Source organism: Methylobacterium nonmethylotrophicum (assembly GCF_004745635.1).
In the GTDB taxonomy this organism is placed as follows: domain Bacteria; phylum Pseudomonadota; class Alphaproteobacteria; order Rhizobiales; family Beijerinckiaceae; genus Methylobacterium; species Methylobacterium nonmethylotrophicum.
The window spans coordinates 52,850-70,135 of the sequence record NZ_SRLB01000011.1 but is presented as its reverse complement, the minus strand read 5'-3'; the positions used below and the strand labels follow the sequence as shown (position 1 = coordinate 70,135).

The 17,286-nt window shown below is 72.0% G+C and carries 15 protein-coding genes; 2 read left to right on the top strand and 13 right to left on the bottom strand.

All coding sequences use genetic code 11. From position 1 onward, the window contains the following. The first annotated feature begins 38 nt into the window (after nucleotides 1-38). Nucleotides 39-743 carry a DUF1007 family protein gene (locus EU555_RS16125; protein ID WP_245524329.1) on the top strand — a complete coding sequence of 235 codons (705 nt, stop codon included), beginning with the start codon at nucleotides 39-41 and terminating at the stop codon, nucleotides 741-743. Here EU555_RS16125 and EU555_RS16120 read toward each other — a convergent pair. The 11 genes from EU555_RS16120 to EU555_RS16070 form a co-directional block, all read right to left on the bottom strand. Then, the gene (locus EU555_RS16120) at nucleotides 710-2,026 is read right to left on the bottom strand and encodes an ATP-binding protein (protein ID WP_135416154.1); all 1,317 of its coding nucleotides are present in this window, start codon (nucleotides 2,024-2,026) and stop codon (nucleotides 710-712) included. The two genes, EU555_RS16125 and EU555_RS16120, sit on opposite strands and share 34 nt — an antisense overlap. A 40-nt stretch (nucleotides 2,027-2,066) precedes the next feature. Beyond that, entirely contained in the window at nucleotides 2,067-3,203 is a 1,137-nt protein-coding gene (locus EU555_RS16115; RefSeq protein WP_135415819.1) for a lysylphosphatidylglycerol synthase domain-containing protein, read from the bottom strand. 169 nt (nucleotides 3,204-3,372) lie between these two features. After that, nucleotides 3,373-4,029, bottom strand: coding sequence for a uracil-DNA glycosylase (locus EU555_RS16110; protein WP_135415817.1), 657 nt, complete (start codon nucleotides 4,027-4,029; stop codon nucleotides 3,373-3,375). Then, complete coding sequence (locus tag EU555_RS16105) at nucleotides 4,026-4,775, bottom strand: PIG-L deacetylase family protein (RefSeq protein WP_135415815.1); 750 nt, start codon at nucleotides 4,773-4,775, stop codon at nucleotides 4,026-4,028. The genes EU555_RS16110 and EU555_RS16105 overlap by 4 nt, the downstream gene beginning before the upstream one ends. 142 nt (nucleotides 4,776-4,917) lie before the next feature. Beyond that, the gene (locus tag EU555_RS16100; protein ID WP_135415813.1) at nucleotides 4,918-6,153 is read right to left on the bottom strand and encodes a glycosyltransferase family 4 protein; all 1,236 of its coding nucleotides are present in this window, start codon (nucleotides 6,151-6,153) and stop codon (nucleotides 4,918-4,920) included. Further along, nucleotides 6,150-6,974: a sugar phosphate isomerase/epimerase family protein gene (locus EU555_RS16095; RefSeq protein WP_135415811.1), complete on the bottom strand. Its 825-nt coding sequence runs from the start codon at nucleotides 6,972-6,974 to the stop codon at nucleotides 6,150-6,152. The genes EU555_RS16100 and EU555_RS16095 overlap by 4 nt, the downstream gene beginning before the upstream one ends. Beyond that, the gene (locus EU555_RS16090; RefSeq protein WP_245524327.1) at nucleotides 6,971-8,527 is read right to left on the bottom strand and encodes a YcaO-like family protein; all 1,557 of its coding nucleotides are present in this window, start codon (nucleotides 8,525-8,527) and stop codon (nucleotides 6,971-6,973) included. The genes EU555_RS16095 and EU555_RS16090 overlap by 4 nt, the downstream gene beginning before the upstream one ends. A gap of 24 nt (nucleotides 8,528-8,551) precedes the next feature. Continuing rightward, the gene (locus tag EU555_RS16085; RefSeq protein WP_135415807.1) at nucleotides 8,552-9,589 is read right to left on the bottom strand and encodes a Gfo/Idh/MocA family protein; all 1,038 of its coding nucleotides are present in this window, start codon (nucleotides 9,587-9,589) and stop codon (nucleotides 8,552-8,554) included. Continuing rightward, nucleotides 9,589-10,761 carry a class I SAM-dependent methyltransferase gene (locus tag EU555_RS16080; RefSeq protein ID WP_135415805.1) on the bottom strand — a complete coding sequence of 391 codons (1,173 nt, stop codon included), beginning with the start codon at nucleotides 10,759-10,761 and terminating at the stop codon, nucleotides 9,589-9,591. Before EU555_RS16080 ends, EU555_RS16085 begins: the two co-directional genes overlap by 1 nt. Nucleotides 10,762-10,855: 94 nt before the next feature. Next, entirely contained in the window at nucleotides 10,856-11,797 is a 942-nt protein-coding gene (locus EU555_RS16075; RefSeq protein WP_205820939.1) for an HD domain-containing protein, read from the bottom strand. Nucleotides 11,798-11,799: 2 nt separating this feature from the next. Next, entirely contained in the window at nucleotides 11,800-12,990 is a 1,191-nt protein-coding gene (locus EU555_RS16070) for an inositol-3-phosphate synthase (RefSeq protein WP_135415803.1), read from the bottom strand. 323 nt (nucleotides 12,991-13,313) lie between these two features. On the opposite strand from EU555_RS16070, the gene EU555_RS16065 reads away from it, so the two are divergent. Further along, nucleotides 13,314-14,516 carry a transglycosylase SLT domain-containing protein gene (locus tag EU555_RS16065; protein WP_135416149.1) on the top strand — a complete coding sequence of 401 codons (1,203 nt, stop codon included), beginning with the start codon at nucleotides 13,314-13,316 and terminating at the stop codon, nucleotides 14,514-14,516. Between the two features lie 126 nt (nucleotides 14,517-14,642). Here the strand turns inward: EU555_RS16065 and EU555_RS16060 are convergent, their stop codons facing one another. Both EU555_RS16060 and EU555_RS16055 read right to left on the bottom strand, forming a co-directional pair. Beyond that, a complete protein-coding gene (locus tag EU555_RS16060) occupies nucleotides 14,643-15,584 on the bottom strand; it encodes a cation diffusion facilitator family transporter (protein ID WP_135415801.1) in 942 nt (313 codons plus the stop codon). Nucleotides 15,585-15,675: 91 nt separating this feature from the next. Next, nucleotides 15,676-17,211, bottom strand: a complete 1,536-nt coding sequence (locus EU555_RS16055; RefSeq protein WP_135416147.1) for a DHA2 family efflux MFS transporter permease subunit — start codon at nucleotides 17,209-17,211, stop codon at nucleotides 15,676-15,678. Between the last annotated feature and the right edge of the window lie 75 nt (nucleotides 17,212-17,286).

The window sequence follows — 17,286 nt, the reverse complement described above, 5'->3', positions numbered from 1 at the left end:
GGGCGGCGGCGCGACACGCCTGGGATCGGAGCTGGGCGTTGCGTCACGAACATGGTTTCGCCGTGCTCTCCGCCCACAGCGCCGACCTTGAGCGGGAGCGGGCGATGATCGGGCGGTGTCTGGCGGCTGTGGCGGTGCTGTGCGGCGGGGCGGGGGCGGCGCTGGCGCATCCGCACGTCTGGGTGCAGGCCCGGGCCGAGCTGGTGCTGGACGGCAAGCGCAACCTGGTGGCGATCCGCGAATCCTGGACCTTCGACCCGGAATACTCCGCCTTCGCGGTGCTGAACCTCGATTCGAAGCGCGACGGCGTGCCGGACCAGGGAAAGCTCGACGCGATGGCCGCCGAGCGCCTGGAGGCGATGGCCGAGACCGCGTTCTTCACGCAAGGAAAGCTCAACGGGCGCCCGCTGGCGCTCAAGGGCGGGCCGTCGCCGAAGGCGCGTTTTTCGGGCGGCCGCCTCACCCTCGACTTCACCCTGGTGCCGCAAGGGCCCGCCGGCCCGGTGCGCACCCTCGTGGTGAGCTTCGACGATCCGGACTTCTACGTCGCCTTCGGGCTTCCGCCGGGGGATCCCGTCACGCTGTCGGGCAACACCGACTGCGTGCTGAAGCTCACCCGCCCGGCCCGGCAGGCGCAGGAGGGCGAGCAGCTGATCCCCGACGCGGAGGCCACCGGCACGCCGGGCGCCGCCGCCGCGACCGCCGCCGACTATACCGGGCGCCTGCTCGTCGCCTGCCCCTGATCGGTTCCGCCATGGGCCGGGATCAGGGCCCGGAAGGTCGCGCCCTCCCCCGGGGTGCTCTCGATCACCAGCCGGCCGCGGTGGCGGTTGAGGATGTGCTTGACGATGGCGAGGCCGAGGCCCGTGCCGCCCTGCTGGCGGCTGGACGCGGCGTCGACCCGGTAGAAGCGCTCGGTCAGGCGCGGCAGGTGCTCGGGCGCGATGCCCGGGCCCTCGTCGCGCACCGCGATCTCGACCTGGGGCGGCCGGCTCTCCTCCGCCGGGATGCGGGCGAGCCGGATCTCGACCCGGCCGCCGTCGCCGCCATACTTCACGGCGTTCTCGACCAGGTTCTCGATCACCCGCAGGATCTCGTCGCGGTCGCCGAGGATGCGCTGCGGCCCCGGCTCGGCGTCGAGCGTGATGGCGACGCCGCGCTCGCGGGCGAGGACGCCGAGCGCATCGGCGATCTGGCGGGCGAGCGGGCCGACATCCACCACCTCGGTCGGCGCCACGTGGGCGCGCAGCTCGATGCGGGAGAGCGACAGGAGGTCGTCGATCAGCCGCGTCATCCGCAGGGCCTGGACCCGCATGATGCCGAGGAAGCGCTCGCGCGCCCTGGCGTCGTCCCGGGCCGGGCCCTGCAGGGTCTCGATGAAGCCCAGGAGCGAGGCGAGCGGCGTGCGCAGCTCGTGGCTGGCATTGGCGACGAAATCGACCCGCATCGTCTCGAGGCGCTGGGCCGAGGTGAGGTCGCGCAGGAAGAGCACGACGTTCGGCCCGGCCCGCCCGGCCTCGCCGCCCTGCATCGCGCCGATCTGCACCTCGAAGGTGCGTTCGGTCGGCACCCGGGGGGAATACTGGGTCTTCAGGGGCTCGCCGGTGCGCAGCACGGTCTCGATGCCGTCGAGCACGTCGGGGTCGCGGAGCGAGAAGGAGAGCGGGTGGCGGGGGCGTAAGGACGGCAGCAGCGCCCGGGCGGCATCGTTGGCCTCGATCACCAGGGCGCGGCGGTCGATCAGGATCACCGGGTCGGGGATGTTGGCGAGCAGCGCCTCGGCGAGGCCGTGGCGGCTCCGGCCCGGCGGCGCGTCGGAGCGCGGCACCGGCTCGCCCCGGCGCGGTGCCGCCGCGAGGCCGCCGACCAGGAGGGCGAGGATCCCGAGGAACACGGTGCCGAGGTCGAGCCCGTGGTGCCAGGCGAGCCCGGCCACGAACACCGCCACGGCGCAGAGTGCGCCCCGCCAGGCGGCGCGCCGGGCGGAGGAGAGCGTCCCGGCGGCCGCGGGCAGGAAGGGCGTCATGGCGGCCGGGGCGTCCGGCGGGTCGAGCGGATCGCCGGCGTCAGGGCGTCGGGTCGCTCTCGGCGGCATCATCGTCGGGCGCCTCCCGCGGGGTGAGGCGCGCCCGCTTGGCGATCTCATAGGCGCCGAGTGCGGCGAGCGCCACCACGAACGGCACCAAGTAGTAGCAGACCCGGAACAGCAGCAGCGCGCCGAGCACCGATTCCCGCGGCAGGCCGGAGAGCGCCAGCAGCACCGTGGCCTCGAACACCCCGAGCCCGCCCGGCGCGTGGCTGGCGATGCCGAGCATCGCCGCGAGCACGTAGATCGCCACGAAGGTCTCGAAGCTGACGCCGTGGCCGGCCGGCAGCAGCACGTAGAGCACACCGGCCGCCGCGCAGACGTCGCCGGCGCCGACGAGCATCTGGCTCAAGGAGAGCTTGAGGCCCGGCAGTTCCAGGCGCCAGCCCCGCACCTTGACGCTGCGACGCTTGACCGTGACCCAGGCGAGGTAGGCGACGACCGCCGCCAGCGTCGCGACCCCGACCCCCTGGTTCAGAAGCGGGCTCGTATAGGTGAGGTGCGAGAGCGGGTCGGCCTCGCGGATGAGGCTGATTCCGAGCACCGCCCCCATGCCGAGCCAGAAGGTGAAGCCGGCCACGATGGTGAGCGCCGCGATGCGCCCGGGGCTGAGGCCTTGCCCGGAATAGATCCAGTAGCGCACCGTGCCGGCGGTCAGCAGCGGGAAGCCGAGGTTGAAGCTCACCGCGTAGCTGGTGAAGGAGGCGAGCGCGGTGGTGCGGTAGGGCACCTTGAGCTTGAGCTGGCGCAACGCCAGGGCATCGTAGCAGGTGAGGAAGAGGTAGCTCACCGCGACGAGCAGGATGGCGAGCCCGACCTGCTCCGGGGTGGCGGCCAGGAAGGCCGCCCGCAGGTCCGCCCAGGTGACGGTCGAGACGAGCTTGCCCAGCACCCCGAGGGAGATGACGAACAGCACCACGCTCGCGAGCGTGCCGATCCAGGCATAGCGGCGCCGGTGGCGCGCGCGGCGCTCCTCCGGGGCCGGGGGCTCCTTGCCCGGATCCTTGCCCGGATCTTGGCCGGCCGGATCCTCGTCGCGCGGCGGCTCGGCCCCGGCGCCCGCATCGCGCAGGGGTCTGGCCTGCGCGAGGTTCTTGTCCTGCGTGGCGAAGTTCATCGCGTCGGCGTCCGACCCCGCTGGTCGCCGGCGCGAGCCTGCGGCCGGTCGCGGCCAGGCTCGCGCACTCCAAATGCCCGGCGGCACTCCGACCGAGCCCCGCTCGCCAAGCCGCCATGTAGGCGCTCTGCCGGCGAATGACCAGCCGGACCATGGGGCAGCCGGCCCATCAGCCGGGGAGACCCGGATCGTCCGGGGAGGACAGATACCGCCGGGCCTCCGCGAGTCCGGCGGCGATGCGCCGGGGCACCTCCGGGCTGGTGCAGACGTAGGTCGGGCTCGGATGCGGGATCGCCACCACGGGCAGGCCGGGGCGCGCCTTGGCGAGGACGGGCGCGAGCGTCTGGGAGACCCGGCCGGACAGGACCACGGTCGCGAGGTTCGGCATCAGCGCCATCAGCGGCGGCAGGTAGGCCTGCGCCGCCCGGATCTCGCCCGTGCGGGGCGCTCGGTTGCGGGCGCCGGGGGCGTGGATCACCCATGGCACCGCGTTCCAGATCAGGGTGTCGGCGCGCGGGATGCCGGCCTCGGCCAGGAACCGGAACAGGTTGGCGGCGGTGCCGGTCGGGTTGTCGCGGGACACGAAAGCGGTGCGGCCGGTGGCCGGGCCCGGGGTCTCGAGAAGCAGCAGCAGGCGGGCCGCGACGCCGCCATCGAGCGGATCGGCCTCCGGAACCGGCCTGTCCTGCTCGGCGCGGATCCGCTCGGCGAGGCGGCGCAGGGGCGCGAGGTGGGGGCTCGCTTCGACGAGGGCGTGGCGCGCTGCGACGGCGCCGGGATCGGCCAGGCTTTTCGGGACAAGGATCTCGGGGGCGGCCGGATTCACGCCAGCATGAGCCCGTCCGGCAGGGCGCCGGCAAGGCGGAAGGTTTCGCGGGCGCCCTCGGCGGCGAGGCGGTCGGCGAGGCCGGCGGGGCCGCCGAACTGGAAGCCGATCTGGCTCGCATAGGCCGCGCAGGCGGCGTGCTTGGCCGCCTCCTCGTCCGGGGACAGCCGCACGATGATCGTGGGCAGGTCCGCGAGGGCGTCGCGGAACGGCTCCTTCGGGTCAGGGTGGCGCACGGTGTAGGGGAAGTCGCGCCACCACAGCACCGGGCAGGCCGGGGAGTGGGCCGTGAGCGCGCGGACCAGCTGGACGTGATCGACGTGGCCGCCCACACCTTGCGGGGCCAGCAGCAGGTCGGGCGAGGCCTCCGCCATCAGGCGGGCCAGCACGGGGACGAGGTCGTCCGCGAGCGTGTCGTCGGGCCGGGTCTCTGCGAAGAGCTCCGGGGCCGAGGCGTAGCCCCGATGCGGCGCTTCCCGGAGCGCGACGTGGACCGGCGCGTGGAGGCCCAGAGCCGCCGCCGCCGCCCGGTCCTCGTCGCGACGCAGCGCCATGTAGTCGACCTCGGGTCCCAGCCCCTTGTCGAGCTGGCAGGCGAGCGCGAAGCCGGTGGGCTCGGGCACGCTCGCGGTGAGCAGGGTCACCATCACCACCCGCCACCCCCCGGCCGCGAGCTGCGCCAGGGTGCCGCCGCAGGAGAAGGCGGCATCGTCGAGATGGGGCGAGAGGGCGAGGGCTGTGGGCATGGAACTCGGTGGCAAACGGGCTTTTCCCCTCCCCCTTGTGGGGAGGGGTTAGGGGTGGGGGTGGTGCCGCGTTGAGCTCAGCGGTGCCTTCTGCACCACCCCCACCCCCGGCCCCTCCCCACAAGGGGGAGGGGAGTGAACCTCACAACAGGTGCGGCTCGGCGCGGAAGCGGCAGGTCGGATCGTGCGGGAGGTCCGGGTCGAAGGCCGGGTCCGGCCGCTCGTCCCTCACCGCCGCGTAGACCTCCATGATCTGCCGTCCCACCGCCTGCCAGGAATAGACCCGCCGGCACTCCTCCAGAGCCGCCGCCGCGAGGCGGGCCCGCAGCGGCCGGTCGGTGATGATCCGGTGCAGCGCCTCGGCGAGGGCCGGTACGTCGCCGGGCTGGACCAGGAGGCCGTTCTCCTCGTCGCGCAGGCAGTCCGAGACGCCGACCGAGTGGGTCGAGACCACCGCCTGGCCCGCCGCCATCGCCTCCAGGATGGTGTTCGAAAACCCCTCAGCATAGGTCGGCGAGACGAAGACGTCGCCGAGCGCGTAGAGGCCCGGCACCGCGTCGTAATCGGCGTAGCCGGTGAAGCGCACCTGTGCCTCGGAGAAGCCGAGATCGGCGGCGAGCGCCTTCGCCGGCTCCACGTCGGGGCCGATGCCGGAGATGATTGCCGCGAAGGGCGTGCCGCGCAGGCGCAGGAGGCTCAAGGCATCGAGAAAGTCGAGCACGCCTTTCCGGCGGTCGACCCGGCCGTGGTAGAACAGGCGGACCGGGTCGGCGGCATCACCCGGCTGCCATCCTTCCGGCGGCCGAAAGCGCGCGGTGTCGACGGCGCCCGGCACGATGGTGAAGTGCGTGGGGTCGCTGCCGAGCCGGTCGCAGACCTCGGCCACGAAGGAGCGGCCGCCGATCAGGAGCGCATTGGCATGCGCCAGCACCCGCACCATGGCGAGGCGGTGGGTCTCGCAGCACGAGCCGACCCAGTGGCCGTCGCCGCCCTGGATCGAGACCACGTTCGGGATCCCCAAGCGCTTGGAGGCGATCAGCGTGGCGAAGCCCGTCGGGTAGCCGTACTGGGCGTGGAGCACGTCGTAGGGCTGTTTCCGGTGCTCGGCCGCGATCGTCTCGACCATCGTGGCGATGTCGCGCTCGAAATCGCCGCTCTCCTGCTCGCCGATTTGCTCGAGGCCGACCACCCGCACGCCCGGCACCGGCGGCGGCGGGCCGCCGCCATAGACCTGGGTGCCGAAGGCGTCGCCCCGGTACTGGCTCACCATCGTGACGTCATGGCCGGCGCCGACCAGCTCGCGCAAGAGGTTCTGGGCGTAGACGCTCATCCCTGAGATCGCCGGGAAGTAGCGCCGGCTGACGAAGCAGATCCTCATCGCCGGCACTCCCGGAGGTAGCGGAGCGAATCCGGGATCATCCGGTCGGCCCGGTGGCTCTCGCGGGAGAGTTCGACACAGACCAGCCTGTCGAAGTTGATCGCATCGAGGGCGTCGAGCACGCTGGCTAAATCCATGTCGCCCTCGCCGAAGGGCAGGTGGATGTGGACGCCCCGCGCCATGTCCTCGATCGCCACGGTGCCGAGCCGGTCGGCGAATTCCTTGACCGCCGCCGCGGGCTCGCGCTCCTGCGTCACCAGGCAGTGGCCGGTATCGAGGGCGAGGCGCAGGCCCGGGACGTCGAGGGCGGCGTAATCGTCCAGGGTCTCGACCAGCATGCCGGGCTCGGGCTCCAGCGCCGCGACGACCCGGCGCTCGGCGGCGTAGGCGACGACCTCCTCCAGCCCCTCCCGCAGCCAGCCCCTCGCCTGCGCCGGATCGACGCCCGGCTTCGGCACGCCGGCCCAGAACGACACCGCCTCCGAGCCGAGGATCGCCGCGATGTCGATGGCGCGATGCAGGAACGCGACCCGGCGGGCGCGGCCGGCGGCGTCCGCCGTCACCAGGGTCGGCTCGTGCTTGGCCCGCGGGTCGAGGAGGAAGCGGGCGCCGGTCTCAATCACCGAGCCGAGGCCCAAGCTGTAGAGCCGGCCGCGCACCCGCTCGGCCTCTTGTGCCCAGTCCTGCGCGAACGGGTCGAGGTGGTGGATGTCGAGGGTGAGGGCGACGCCGTCGTAGCCGGCATCGGCGATCAGGCCGAGCGCGTCGTCGAGGCGGTGGTTGGCCGCCCCGTTGGTGTTGTAGGCGAAGCGCAGGCTCATGCCGCCCTCCCCCGCCGTTCCAGGCGGAACGGCGCGTGATGCGATTCCGGCTCGCGGTAGAGCGGATAGAGCGGGCCGACGATCTTGTCCGCGAGAGCCACGTCGAACAGCGGCTGGCCGCCGAAGCGCTCCAGGGCTTCCGGCGTCAGGCGCACCGGGCGCAGGGTCTCGCTCGGCTCCCCGAAGCGGATCAGCGGGTGGTCGCGCGCGATGAGCTTTCGCGTGTTGCGCTCGCCGATGCGGTAGTAGCTCATGGTCTCGACCTCGAGCCCCGGCACGATCGCCTTGACGATGCCGACCCCACCGCCCGGCGGTGAGGCGTCGACGTAGAGCACGTCGAACCCCTCCGCCTCCAGCCGCGCGCGGGCGATGCGGCCGCGGTCCTGCCCCGTCGGCGCGGGTTGCGTCGGCAGGTCGGCGAAGCGCTTCGTGCTGCGCTCCGAATAGACCGTGTCGGAGAGGAAGCCACGCAGGGTCTCGGCGGGCTTATCGATCCAGTCGAGCATCGCGGACAGCGCCCGTCCCTCCTCGAGGTCGAGGCTGGGCAAAGCCTTCTCGATGAAGGCATCGACGTAGCCCGGCGGGGTGATCGAGCGGGCGAGATCCAGCGGCCCGTGCCCGAAGGTCTTGCGCACCCGCGCCGCCTGGAATTCCAGTACCGCCTTGCGCAGGGCCCGCTCGCGGTCGGGGTCGCAGGCCTCGCCGCAGGCCGAGAGCGCGATCGGCGCAGGCGTCCGCGAGGCATCGACGTCGTAGCCGACGCAATAGACGTTGGTGAAGCCGAACTGATCGGTGGCGAATTTCGGCATCGCGCGGATGCCCAGCGCCTCCAGCCGGTCGAGCATGCCGCGCGTCTCGGGGCCTAGGCCCTCCGACACGTCGAGCATCACGCCGGCGTCGAGGGCGCGGAACAGGAGGCCGTTGCCGTCGCGCTGGAGCAGTTCGAGGAGGCCGTGCCCGAGGGCGAAGTCCACGTCCGGCCCGGCGCCGAGGCCGTTGGTGATGAGGTTGGTGAAGGGCTGGTAGCCCTCCGACAGCTCGAAATAGTCGGTCGCCGCGAGGTCGAGCGGCATCAGCACCGTCTCGCCGGTCCGCGCCCGCACCGTGCCGGTCCATTCGAGAACGGTGTCGCGGCCGACGGGGCTCCCCGCCGGCAGCCCGAGGGTGAGCGGATCGGCGACGGATCCGGTGCCGAAGACCCGCACGAGGTCGTGGTAGCTGCCGCGCTCCTTCTTGCGCGGGATCAGCGCCAGGCTCGGCATCAGGTTCTCGGCGATCTCGGCCACCGAGCCGATGATCGCCTCGTCGTCGGTGGCGCCGTAGCCGATGCCGCTCGGCATCGCGCCGACGAAGTAGGGATCGTCGAGGAAGAGCGAGACGAACCAGCACGGCACCCCGGTCCGGTCGAGGGGCGCCAGCGGAAAGCCGACGATCCGGCCCGGCGGCAGCACGTCGAGATAGGCCCGGACCGCGTCCGGCAGGCGCTCGGGCAGGCCCTCGATCACGCGCTTCTGGCCGTAGGAATAGGGGCGGGGGGCGGCGGGTCTGTCCACGAGCGGTGAGACTCCTCGGATCCGTCAGGCGGCCGGCGCGACGGGGGATGGGAGATGCGACGGAGAGGCGGCGTAGGCGCGGGCGAGCAGCCGCATCGTGTGCAGGTCGCGCGCGGCCGACCAGGCGTCGCGCGCGGGCGGGTCGCGCAAGGCGTGCCCGAAGGCCCGCACCTGCTCCAGGAACGGCGAGGCTTGCGTGTCGAAGGCGAGGGGCACGGTCTGGCCGGTGGCGCCGTCCGTGAAGGTGAGGCTCCCGCCCGCGTCCTGGCCCATCGTGTTCTGCGCGACGAGCAGGCCCCTGGTGCCGGCGATCTCCAGGCGCCGGCGCGGCAGCGCGTCCGGGCAATTGTAGGCGACGTGCAGGCTCGCCAGCACGCCGGAGCCGGTGCGGCCGATGAGGAGCGCGCCGTCGTCGACGGCGTAGTCCTGGGCCCGGGCCTGGGTCAGCGCCGTGACGTCGCGGATCGGCTCGTCGAGGAGGAAGTCGATCAGGTCGAGGCCGTGGGGAGCGAGGTCGATGAGCGCACCGCCGCCGGCCTGGGCCTGGTCGATGCGCCAGTTCTTCTGGCCCGGGATCGCCGTCCAGCCCCGGTCGAGCCAGCAGGCATAGACGATGCGCACTGCCGTGACGGTGCCGACGCGGCCGGCGCGGATCTCGTCCCGCAAGCGGCGGTGGGCCGGGTGGTGGCGCTGGTCGAAGGCGGTGCCGTAGAGGATGCCGGTGCGGGCCACCGCCGCCGCCATCGCCTCGGCGTCGGGAAGGGCCGCCGCCATCGGCTTCTCGCACAGGATCGCCTTGCCGGATTCGGCCAGCGCCTCGACGGCGCCGCGATGCAGGTGGTTGGGCGTCGCGACGTAGACCGCCTCGACTTCCGGCTCGGCGACGAGGCCCGCGAGGTCGGCGTGGCCGCGGGCGCCGAGATCGGCGGCGGCCGCGCGGGCCTCCGTCCCGGGATCGCAGACCGCGACGAGGCGGTGACCGGCGGCCCGGATCGCCGGCGCCATGAAGTCGCGGGCGACCCAGCCGAACCCGACGATGCCCCAGCCGATCGACTCCGGCATCACCACCGCTCCGGCAGGTCGACGAACTCGCGGATGCGGGCGCGGTCGAGGGTGTCGGGCGTCGCCTCCAGGGTCTCGGGGCCCTCGGAATGCACCGGGTAGGTGGCGCGGGGCGCGTACTCGTCGCGGTAGCGCTCGGACGGCCAGGCGATGGCGTAGCCCCCGGCCGGATCGGGCCGGTAGAGCGGGTTGAGGCGTAAAGCGGCGCCCTCCCGCGGCAGGGTCAGGCCGTCGACGAGGGGGCGGGGCGCCGGGCGCATGCCGGGGCCGCAGACGACCGAGAACGCCTCGACGTGGTCGAGGGCGGCGGGCTCGGCCGGCACCGGGGCGCGGGCCTCGACGAGGGCCCGGGTCAACTCGTCGTCGTCGTAGACGAGCCCGTCGGGAAACAGCTCCTCGATCTCGGCCGCCGAGACCGCGTGGCCGGCCGAGAAGCCGGGCCGGGCGCTGTTGTGGACGTGGCTGAGCGCCAGCCAGCCTTCCTCGCCGGCGGTCTTGCGCAGGCAGGCGAGGATGCGGTCCTTCTCAGGCAGGAAGTAGAACGCGTCGTGGCACATCACGAGGTCGACCGGGGCCTGGTCGATCGGCCAGTGCGGCGAGCCGGCGTCGAAGCAGACGAGCTGCGGCCTTTGCCCGGCGACCCAGTGGCGCGCCACCCAGAGCTTGGCGAAGACGACGTCGCCGCCGGAGACCCGGACCCCCCTCCCCTGCAATTCGCGCAGGTAGTGGCCGATGCCGCAGGCGAGCTCGAAGGCGCAGGACGGGGCGTTCCAGTGCGCCTCGAGCAGGGCGAGGCCCGAGAGATAGGTCGGGTCGCTCCAGCGATGCACGAAGTAGTCGCCGACCCGGCCCCAGCCGAGGCGGGCGCAGGCCTCGCGCAAGTTGACGTACTTCATCTCGCGCACGAGGTCGCGCAGGGTCGCGGGATCGGCCTTCGGGCCGGTCCACCAGTCGTCCTGGTCGGCCAGCAGCAATTCGAGGGCGTGGCCCGGCGCACCCTTGTCGAGGTGCCCCAGCACCTCCCCGACCAGGCCGTCGCGGCGGACCCGCAGGTAGGGGATGCCGTCGACCACCGGCCAGCGCGGGCCGCGCCTGCCCTCGCGCAGGGAATGGGGCGTGTCGTGGTGCAGCGCCTCGCCGGTCACCGGCGAGAGGAGCCCGAACGGGATCACGGATGCGGTTCCTCGCGGCGCCGGCCGCAGAACGGCCGGCCTGTGCATGACATAGGGCGCGGGCGCGAACGCCCAGGGGCGTCCGGCCCGGGCCTCACGGCAGCCGCATGTCGGCGAGCACCCGATCGTGAAACCCCTTCACCGGGCCGTCATGGACCAGGGCCATCTCGCCCAGCACCGTGTCCATGGTGAGCGAGGCCGCCCGCAGGTGCTGGGCGATCTGCAGCACCCGGTCGATCACGTCGGCGGCGTGGAAGGCGCGGCCCTCCGCCGTGCGATCATCCGCCAGGATCTGTCGGGACGAGGCGACGAGGCCGCGCAACGGTTCGTCGAGTTCCGACAGGGCCCGCTCGCTCAAGGTGGCGATGACCGCATCGAGGTGAGACCCGAGCAGGATCTCGCCGGTGAAGCCGGCATCCGGCATCAGCGCGTTGTGCAGGTGGTGGGCGAGCGCGGCGAGGAACACCGTGGTCGGATCGGCGCCGTAGAACGGGCTCAAGGCGACGCCGTAGACCGCCACCATCAGGCAGTGCTCGGCGTGGTTCTCCGGCGGCTCGAGCAGGATGCGCGGCTTGCCGGGACACGTGACGCCGGCCCGCGGCTGGTGCGCCTGAAGCCGCGCGAAGGCCGGGACGGAACCGGGCGTCCAGTCCCGCGGCGCGGCGAGGCAGGCGCGCAAGGCATCTGCCAGGGCCGGATCGAGGGGCCCCGCCACCTCGTCGAAGCCCCGCACCAGCACGGCGGAGGCTTCGATACGCGAGAGGCCGGCGAGGCTCAGGAACGCCGCGTCGAGGTCGCCGAGGCGCGAGGCGGCAAGCGCCTTGGCGGTGATATCGAGGGCGAGCAAAGCCGGCTCGGCCCCGCCGGTCAGCGCCGACCAGGCCTGGAGGAAGAGGCGCTCGGCGATGGAGCCGTCCCGCCCGGCGGACCGGACGCGCTTGATGTCGTTGAGCTCGACCAGGAGCGCGCGCAGGGGGAGCGGGGCGTGAGCCCCGCCCGCCGCAACGTTGTTGGTTGGAATTTGGCTTCCGGCCATCCCTAGTGGACGCCGAGCCAGTCGAGCAGCATGCGCTCCTGCGCCCCGAAGGCATGCTCGGGGCCGTGGCCGTTCTTGACCATCGGCGCCTTGAAGAACAGCGACAGCTGCTCCTGCACGCCGCCGTCGCCGCGCTTCTTGGCGAGGTCGAGGACGCGGGCGATCTCGATCACCAGCGGGGCGGCCAGGATCGAGTCCTTGCACAGGAAGTTGATCTTGATCTGCATCCGCTGGCCGAGGAAGCCGGTGACGTCGATGTTGTCCCAGGCTTCCTTGTCGTCGCCGCGCGGCCGGTAATAGTGGATGTGGACCAGGTGGTCCTCGACCGGATAGCCGAGGATCGAATCGAGCACCGTGCCCTTGGTGTTGAGCTTGGACTGCAGCGAGTCCTTGTCGTTGAGCGCCAGGCCGTCGCGGTTGCCGAGGATGTTGGTCGAGAACCAGCCGTCGACGTGGAGAGCCCGCGACTTCAGCGCCGGGGCCAGCACCGTCTTCATCATGGTCTGGCCGGTCTTGCCGTCCTTGCCGGCGACCGGGACGTTCATCTGCCTGGCGAGGTCGACGAGCGCCGGCACGTCGGCGGCGACGGATGGCGTGAAGTTGGCGTAGGGGATGCCGTTCTTGATCGCCGCGTAGGCGTAGAGCATCGCCGGGCTGATCGCCTCGTCGCTCGCATCGAGGCCGCGCTCGAAGGCGGCGGCCGAGTTGAGCGTCGGATCGTCGAGGTCGGGCCAGCGCTCGGTCGAGGCGAGGTTGACCACCACCACGTCGTCGACGCCTGACTGCTCGCGGAAACGCTTGAGGTCGTCGGCGATGCAGTCGACCGCCTCGCGGTGGTCCTTGGCGACGATGCGATTCTGGCCGTCGATGTTCCTGCAGAACTTGGCGCTGCCGACCGCCGGCCACGGCTTCATGCCGTTGAGCACCTGGGCGCCGTTCTCGAGATCCTGCTTGGTGAGCACCCCGTGGCCGCTCGCCGCGGCGCCGAGGTCGTCGCCGTTGAGGTCCCAGCCGCCGAAGACGAGATCCTTGTACCCGACCATCCCGGCCACCGCGTGGCCCGCAAGGGGCAGTCCATCGAGACGGTTCGAGCCGGACTTGATCATCTCGATGCCGGCGATGGCGGTGGTGGCGACAGCCCCACCCATCCCGACGAAAGCGACGCCGACGCGCCGACCGGGCTGCATGCTCATCGGTAGGGATTGTCCTCTTCGCTGGCCCGCGGACCCCGAGCGGGGCGTCGGGGCGTCGTTCGCCCTCTCCCGCCCTCTCCGCGTGGCGACTGGAAATGCCCCGCGGCGTGTTTGGTTCCGCGTCACGCGCGATTTTTTCGCGCCCGTTCCGTTGTTCGGGGCGGTGGCGTCGACCCGCCGCCGGACCCCGCGCCGCAAAATGGTCCCGAGGCCTGCCGCGGCCTCGTCCCATTCTGGACACACCCGGCGGCCAGAGGTGCCGGCGAGCGAAGCAACGGCGCGAGGCCCAGGACCGGCCCCGCGCGAAGGACAAAAGGTTGGAGATGGGGGTTTACCCGGAGCCGGCGCCCCGCGCCGACGACGCTGGCCGACTCGTGCCCGAGGCGGGCACCGACACCATCCGCTGGCTTGCCGCCCGCGAAGGCCATCATTCACCGTCGATGCGGCGCAATCGCGCCCGTTCCCTCGCCGGCTCGCTGACCCGCAAGGCCGCCGCGGCGCTGGCGGTCGGCGTCGCCTTCGCGGCCTGCCTGCCGCAGGACGCGGTCGCCCCGGCGGCCGAGGCGCATGGCCGGATCGACCTCACGGCGCCGCGCCTGCCCGTGGCCTCCCGCGGCGTCTCGCCGGACTGGCCCGGCCCGGCGCTGATCGAGGAGACGCCGAGCACCGCGGCCCTGATCCGGGACGACCTCGAGCGCCTGCGCCAGGAAAGCCGGGGGCAGGAGAGCCGGGAGCAGGAGAGTCCCGGCGAGGACGCGCCGCGCATGGAGGCGGCGACGAGCGCCCTCCCGGCCGAGACGGCGGACGGCCTGGTGATCTTCGGCGACAAGAAGGTGCCGCGGGTGCTGGTCGAGACCATCGTGCGGGCCGCCCGCGAGACCGAGGTCGATCCGGTCTACCTGATGGCGCTGGCCGACAAGGAATCGAGCTTCCAGCCGAGCGTCCGGGCCGCGACCTCGACCGCCGAAGGCCTGTTTCAGTTCCTGACCGGCACCTGGCTGGAGCTGGTGCGCAGCTTCGGCGCCAAGCACGGCCTCTCGGCCGAGGCGGAGCTGATCGAGCGGCGCGGCGGTACCCTGGTGATCCTGGGCGAGGCCGATCGGCGCCGGGTGCTCGCTCTGCGGCGCGACCCCTACCTGGCGAGCCTGATGGCCGGCGAGATGATGAAGCGGGACCGCAGCCGCGTGGAACAGCGCCTCGGCCGCGATCTCAAGACGACGGAATGCTACTTCGCCCATTTCCTGGGCGCGGCGAGCGCCGGCAAGTTCATGGAGCTGACCGCCGAGAAGCCGCACCTGCCGGCGCAGGCCTCGTTCCGGGCCGCGGCCAAGGCGAATCGCAGCCTGTTCTTCCGCCGCGAGGGCAAGAAGACGCGCAGCCTGACGGTCGCCGAGGTGTATGATCGCCTCGACGGCATGATCGACCAGCGCCTCGACCTGTATCAGCCGGTCGCGGCGATCGCGGAGCGCATCGATACCCGCAGGCCGAACGACGTGCCGCCCGCGGCCCTGAGCCAGCTCCCCTGACGTCCGGAGCCCCGGAGCCTCTGTGAGCGAAGCGGCCACGGGGCCAGCGCACGGGAAGGACGGCCCGCGCCGGGACACTGCGATAACGAGGGATGCGCCGGCCGGTTCCGGCTCGTTCGGGATTTTTTAACCGGTGTGGCGGACCGCCGCCCGGCCTTCGTGCTCCCGCACCGGCAGCTGGACATACAGGTGCGCGACGCCCGGCAGGCCGTGGCGGATCGCGGTCCGCAGGTCGGCGGTGGCGCGGCGCAATTCGTCGCCGGTGAGGTCCGGCGCGAGGTCGAGGGTGACGGCGAGCAGCACCGTGCCGGGCCCGAGCTGCAGGCTACGCATCCGCTCGATCCGCACCACCCGCTGATCGGCCGCGAGGATGCTCCGCGCCTGCTCGATCAGCCGGGGCGAGGCGCTCTCGCCGGTGAGCAGGCTGCGGGTCTCGCGAAACAGGATGCCGGCGGTCGCGACGAGGAGGAGCCCGATCGCCACCGAGGCGACCCCGTCGGCTTGCGGCCAGCCGAGAAAGCCGCTCGCGACCACGCCGGCCAGCGCCAGCCCGAGGCCGATCAGCGCCGCCCCGTCCTCCAGGATGATCGCGAAGGTGCTCGGGTCCTTGCTGCGGGTGACCGCCGTCCAGAGCGACACCTGGGCGAAGCGGGCCCGCATCTCCCGACGGGCGGTGCGGAACGACAGCCCCTCGAACACCGCCGAGAGCGCGATCACCCCGACATTGATCCACGGCGCCTCCATCGGCTCCGGATGCTTCAGCTTCTCGACGCCCTCGTAGACCGCATAGGCGCCGCCGAGCGTGAAGATCAGCAGGGCGACCACGAAGGACCAGAAGTACAGCTCGAGCCCGTGCCCGAAATTGTGGCTGTCGTCGGCCGGCCGGGCCGCGCGCCGCATCCCGTAGAGCAGGAGGCCCTGGTTGCCGGTATCGACGAAGGAATGCACCGCCTCGGTGAACATCGCGCCCGAGCCGGTATAGAGCGCGGCCGCGAGCTTGGTGACCGCGATGGCGAGGTTGCCGGCCAGCGCCGCGTAGACGACGAGCTTCGATCCGCTGGGTGCCAATTCTCGATCCCTGCGGTCGCGCCTCAGGATGAGGTCGCGGGTGGGACGAGGGAAAGACGCCGGCGGCGCGGGTGTTCCCGCGGGCTTGCGTCTAATGCCCGCCCACCGGCGCCTCGCCGCCGCGCTTCACGTTCTTGAGGATCATCGCCAGCGGCACGGCGCAGGCCGAGACGACCGCGAGCGCCCAGAACACGTCGATATAGGCCAGGAAGGCGGACTGGGTCTGGACCTGCTGGCCGATCCAGGCGATCGCCTGGTTCTGGGCGTCGACGGTGCTGGCGCCGCGGGTCGAGAAGAACTGCGTCGCGGCGCGCAGCGTCTCCTGGTAGGCCGGTTCCGAGGGCACGACGTGCTCGACGAGGCGGCTGGTGTGGAACTGCTGGCGATAGGCCAGGATGTTCTGGGCCAGCGAGACGCCCATCGAGCCGCCGACGTTGCGGGCGACGTTGATCAGCGCCGAGGCTTGGTCGGTCTGGTCCTTGGTGATCCCCTCGTAGGATGCGGCGGTGATCGACAGGAAGATCATCGGCAGCCCGATGCCGATATAGATGCGCGACCAGACGAAGAAGCCGAAGTTGAGATCCCCGTAGAGGTTGGTGAGATCGACCATCGCGAAGGCGATGATGGTCGCACCCGTCGCGATCAGGTATTTCGGCTGGACGTATCCTGAGACGCGGCCGATGACGAACATCATCACGCAGGTGACGACGCCGCCTGGCGACAAAGCCAGGCCGGCCCAGGTGGCGGTGTAGCCGAAATAATCCTGCAGCAGCTGCGGCAGGAACTGCGTCGTGGCGATCAGGATCGCGCCGGTCGCCATCATCACCAGGAAGCACGAGCCGAACTGGCGCCTGGCGAGCAGGCGCAGGTCGATGACCGGATTCTTGTGGTTCATCTCCCACGGGATCATCGCGACGAACGACACCACCGTCAGGCAGGCGAAGACGACGATCAGGGTCGAGCCGAACCAGTCCTTGCGCTGGCCCTCGTCGAGGACGACCTCGAGGGAGCCGAGGAAGGTGGCGACCAGGATGAAGCCGACGATATCGAAGCGCACGCCCTCCCGGCGCAGGCGCTTCCTCTCCTCGACCGCCGATTTCGGGTCCTGCACCAGCCACCAGATCAGGAACAGCGCGACGACGCCGACGGGGGCGTTGATGAGAAAGCACCAGTGCCAGGAATACTGGTCGGAGAGCCAGCCGCCCAGCGTCGGGCCGACCACCGGCGCCACCACGATGGCGACGCCGTAGAGGGCGAAGGCCTGGCCGCGCTTCTCGGGCGGGAACGAGTCGGCCAGGATCGATTGTGCCAGCGGCGCCATGCCGCCGCCGCCGAGCCCCTGCAGCACCCGGAAGAACAGGAGCGATTCGAGGCTCCAGGCGAAGCCGCACAGGATCGACGAGACGGTGAACAGCGCGATCGCCGCCATGAAGAAGGCTTTTCGCCCGTAGCGCTTGGCGAGGAAGCTCGAGGCGGTGAGCACGATCGCGTTGGCGACGAGGTAGCTCGTCACCACCCAGGCCGCCTCGTCGGGGCCGACCGCCAGCCCCCCCGAGATGTAGCGGAGCGCCACGTTGGCGATGGTGGTGTCGAGCACCTCCATGAAGGTGGCGATCGCCACCACCATGGCGATGATCCACGGGTTGTGGTCGCCGGCGGCGCTGTCGGCGGGGTTCTGCCCACTCACGGCACGGTCCCCCGG

What these genes read in the sequence shown, in the direction of transcription:
- EU555_RS16120 (WP_135416154.1), bottom strand. Translation starts at nt 2,026, where the DNA reads ATGACGCCCTTCCTGCCCGCGGCCGCCGGGACGCTCTCCTCCGCCCGG.
- EU555_RS16095 (WP_135415811.1), bottom strand. Translation starts at nt 6,974, where the DNA reads ATGAGCCTGCGCTTCGCCTACAACACCAACGGGGCGGCCAACCACCGC.
- EU555_RS16105 (WP_135415815.1), bottom strand. Translation starts at nt 4,775, where the DNA reads ATGCCCACAGCCCTCGCCCTCTCGCCCCATCTCGACGATGCCGCCTTC.
- EU555_RS16055 (WP_135416147.1), bottom strand. Translation starts at nt 17,211, where the DNA reads ATGGTGGTGGCGATCGCCACCTTCATGGAGGTGCTCGACACCACCATC.
- EU555_RS16075 (WP_205820939.1), bottom strand. Translation starts at nt 11,797, where the DNA reads ATGGCCGGAAGCCAAATTCCAACCAACAACGTTGCGGCGGGCGGGGCT.
- EU555_RS16070 (WP_135415803.1), bottom strand. Translation starts at nt 12,990, where the DNA reads ATGAGCATGCAGCCCGGTCGGCGCGTCGGCGTCGCTTTCGTCGGGATG.
- EU555_RS16100 (WP_135415813.1), bottom strand. Translation starts at nt 6,153, where the DNA reads ATGAGGATCTGCTTCGTCAGCCGGCGCTACTTCCCGGCGATCTCAGGG.
- EU555_RS16065 (WP_135416149.1), top strand. Translation starts at nt 13,314, where the DNA reads ATGGGGGTTTACCCGGAGCCGGCGCCCCGCGCCGACGACGCTGGCCGA.
- EU555_RS16085 (WP_135415807.1), bottom strand. Translation starts at nt 9,589, where the DNA reads ATGCCGGAGTCGATCGGCTGGGGCATCGTCGGGTTCGGCTGGGTCGCC.
- EU555_RS16115 (WP_135415819.1), bottom strand. Translation starts at nt 3,203, where the DNA reads ATGAACTTCGCCACGCAGGACAAGAACCTCGCGCAGGCCAGACCCCTG.